The sequence below is a fragment of the Pelagibacterium lacus genome (assembly GCF_003345525.1).
Lineage (GTDB): Bacteria > Pseudomonadota > Alphaproteobacteria > Rhizobiales > Devosiaceae > Pelagibacterium > Pelagibacterium lacus.
This window is the reverse complement of record NZ_QQNH01000057.1, coordinates 1-2,535: the sequence shown is the minus strand read 5'-3', so window position 1 is coordinate 2,535 and position 2,535 is coordinate 1. Positions and strand designations below refer to the sequence as shown.

Genomic DNA, 2,535 nt, shown 5'->3' with positions numbered 1-2,535 from the left:
CCTCCAGATCATTGAATCTGGAAACCCATGAATCACACTCCCCGACAGAATTGAATCCTGAATGTCGATTGAACCTAACGCAACTGTACAGTTTACGGCCGCGCCAACAATAGAGCGCGCATGGGTTCACCGAAATACCGTTGATGGGAATTTTCGATCCACTTCGGCTTTTGGCGGTTGTTAGGGACCCCATGTCTACAATGGTCGGTGGTATCGTTGAGGTCTTGCGAATGGCTAAGCCGAAAAAGTCGAAGGTTAAAAAGCCTGCCGCACCCAAAGTGTCGGATGCAGCGCAGCTTTTCATGTCTCTGGTCGAGCAGTTCGACTATCGACAGGGACCGAATGCGGCGGCGCAGCGCCTGACAAACGTCACCTTTTTCGCAGGCGCTGGGTTTTCAAAATCATGGGACCCCAATGCTCCGGTGGGGTCGCAGCTCTTCTCGCTGAAGACCGAGGTCATGGAAGAGGTGGCCAATATTGGCGTGTTGTCGCGAATGTTTGGTCTTGATTCACTCTCGAGGATCACGCCAGACCAGCTGCGCCAGATCATCTACCAGATGGATATGTATGAGCGTTATCCCGACGTCCGGTCCCGCTATGTCGACGAACAGAACATCGCCATGTTCCGTGGAGCCCTCAGGGCAGCAATTGTTGATCGCTACAACGAGCTGACGCAGCTCAACTACTTCGATCCGGCCGCCAGCAAGTTCCCTCTCGACAACCCGACTGTCGAGCAGCTTGAAATTGTCGGCTTCTTTCGCAATCTCCTTGCCAAGACCGATGGCTCAACGGGTTTCGCGGAAGGGGTGCGCACCCACTTTGTTACCACCAACTACGACTATGTGATTGAGACCATCCTCGACAATGTCCTGTCGCCCGACGACTCACATTTCCTTTATTCGTACCGGGGGTTCACGCCGATCCAGATCGTCGACGGTCCCAACAATACGCCGGTGCACGAACACTGGCTCACCCAGCATCTGCTCAAAATCAATGGCGGCTTCGAGATTTTGCGGCGCGGCAGCGACTACATCCTCGACTATAGCCAGCGGGCGCCGTCCTCGATAATTGGCGACCCTCCTATCGTCATGCTCGCTTCGCGCGAGCAGGATTATTCAGATCCATACTTCCGGACTATATTCCCGAAGGTGGTGCGGTTGATGCGGGAAAGCATGGTCCTTGTGATCGTCGGATACAGTCTGCCAGAGGATGACGCTCTGCTCCGGTTCTTCATCCGTCAGTTTGCTGAAGAGCCAGAAGACGGTTTCGGCAAATACATTTTCTACATCGACATCAACGAAAACAGCCAGAAGCGCAAAACGCTGGAAGCCGTGTTTCCATCAATGGTCACATTGGATCAGCCCACGGTGATCACTTATCAGGGCAGTTTCAGCGCATTTGCAAAAGAGTGCATATCTCTGTCACCGGCCGTTCCTGATCCATTTTAGTCAGCCTACTTCAACAGTGCTTTGACCCAAAAGGCAGTGCCAACTTCGAGGTGGCAAGGCGTTTGGACGCCGCCGCAACCCAAACCATTCGCCACAATATGGTCTGTAGTTGCAGAGCCTGAGGCCTACACCGCTTCAGATTCGCCGCACCAGACAATCCGGCCCGTACGCACCCAGAAATGCGATTTGCATCCTGCATTTCGCCAAACTGATGGCTGCAAAGTAGGCCGTCCCTTGGCATCGGCGACAATGTCCCACCGCGGCCTCGCGCCATCGGCGATGAGCATTTCTATCGTAGCCCCACAGCGACATGGACACTTCATGCCTACGCTCCAGCTTTCGCCGTCGTCGACAGTGAGCACCAGATCCCTGAACGGCATGGAAGAGGGCAGTTCGTCTCCGATGACAGTCTGCAGGCGGCGGGCGGGGCCGAACCGATCCCACAGAGGATGAACCCAACGAGGTAGATCCATCACTTGCCATCCTTTGGCCTGCCAAGCGCGGGAATGCCCAACAATGGCTCTTCTTCGCCGCGGGCCAACTCTGTATCGGTGTCGCGATCGAAATCGCTTTCTGGAGTGTAATCCTCCTCGGCGGCCGCCAAGCTGAAGGTAGTTCTGGCATAAAGCTCATTGGCATCGTGCCTGAAGGGAAAGGTGCGAGCGATAAGCTCCAGCATGTCGCGGAACGAGGCGTTTGAAGACTCGATCAGATGGGTCTCGGCCTTGGTCTGCCAATGGGGTTCGTTCGCCCCGATCCGTGCGAAGGCCAGATGATAGCAGGAGTTGGCATCGGTGAAGATGGCGCCGATCTGGCCGACGGCCTGTTTGGCCAGGCCATAGATGGCGATGGCGCTGCGCACGCCCTGATCGCCGATATGGTAGGCCACGACCCGGCGGTGGCGACGGCTAGGCGTGGAAGCATCTGCCGTTGATCGGCCCGTCGAAGACGCACGGTGCCGTCAGTTGGTCGCAACGCAGGGCACCGAGGAAGGTCAGCGTCTTCCAGTGGCCGCGCAGACGCTTGCCTCTCGGTCCCCAGCCGCGTAGCGGGGCCATGTTGGTCTTGATCCAGGTCTCGTCGACGA

3 protein-coding genes and 1 pseudogene are annotated in these 2,535 nt (G+C 56.5%); 1 reads left to right on the top strand and 3 read right to left on the bottom strand.

The features are described from left to right. Positions 1–200: 200 nt before the first annotated feature. Positions 201–1,448: an SIR2 family protein gene (locus DVH29_RS15980; protein ID WP_158541710.1), complete on the top strand. Its 1,248-nt coding sequence runs from the start codon at positions 201–203 to the stop codon at positions 1,446–1,448. A gap of 125 nt (positions 1,449–1,573) precedes the next feature. Here the strand turns inward: DVH29_RS15980 and DVH29_RS16825 are convergent, their stop codons facing one another. The 3 genes and pseudogenes from DVH29_RS16825 to DVH29_RS15965 all read right to left on the bottom strand — a co-directional run. Next, entirely contained in the window at positions 1,574–1,921 is a 348-nt protein-coding gene (locus DVH29_RS16825) for a ubiquitination-like system serine protease family protein (RefSeq protein ID WP_114647179.1), read from the bottom strand. After that, on the bottom strand, positions 1,921–2,310 hold the full coding sequence (locus tag DVH29_RS15970) for a hypothetical protein (protein WP_147276151.1): 390 nt from the start codon (positions 2,308–2,310) through the stop codon (positions 1,921–1,923). The genes DVH29_RS16825 and DVH29_RS15970 overlap by 1 nt, the downstream gene beginning before the upstream one ends. Positions 2,311–2,359: 49 nt before the next feature. Next, a pseudogene (locus tag DVH29_RS15965) lies at positions 2,360–2,535 on the bottom strand (IS630 family transposase); the annotation flags it as partial.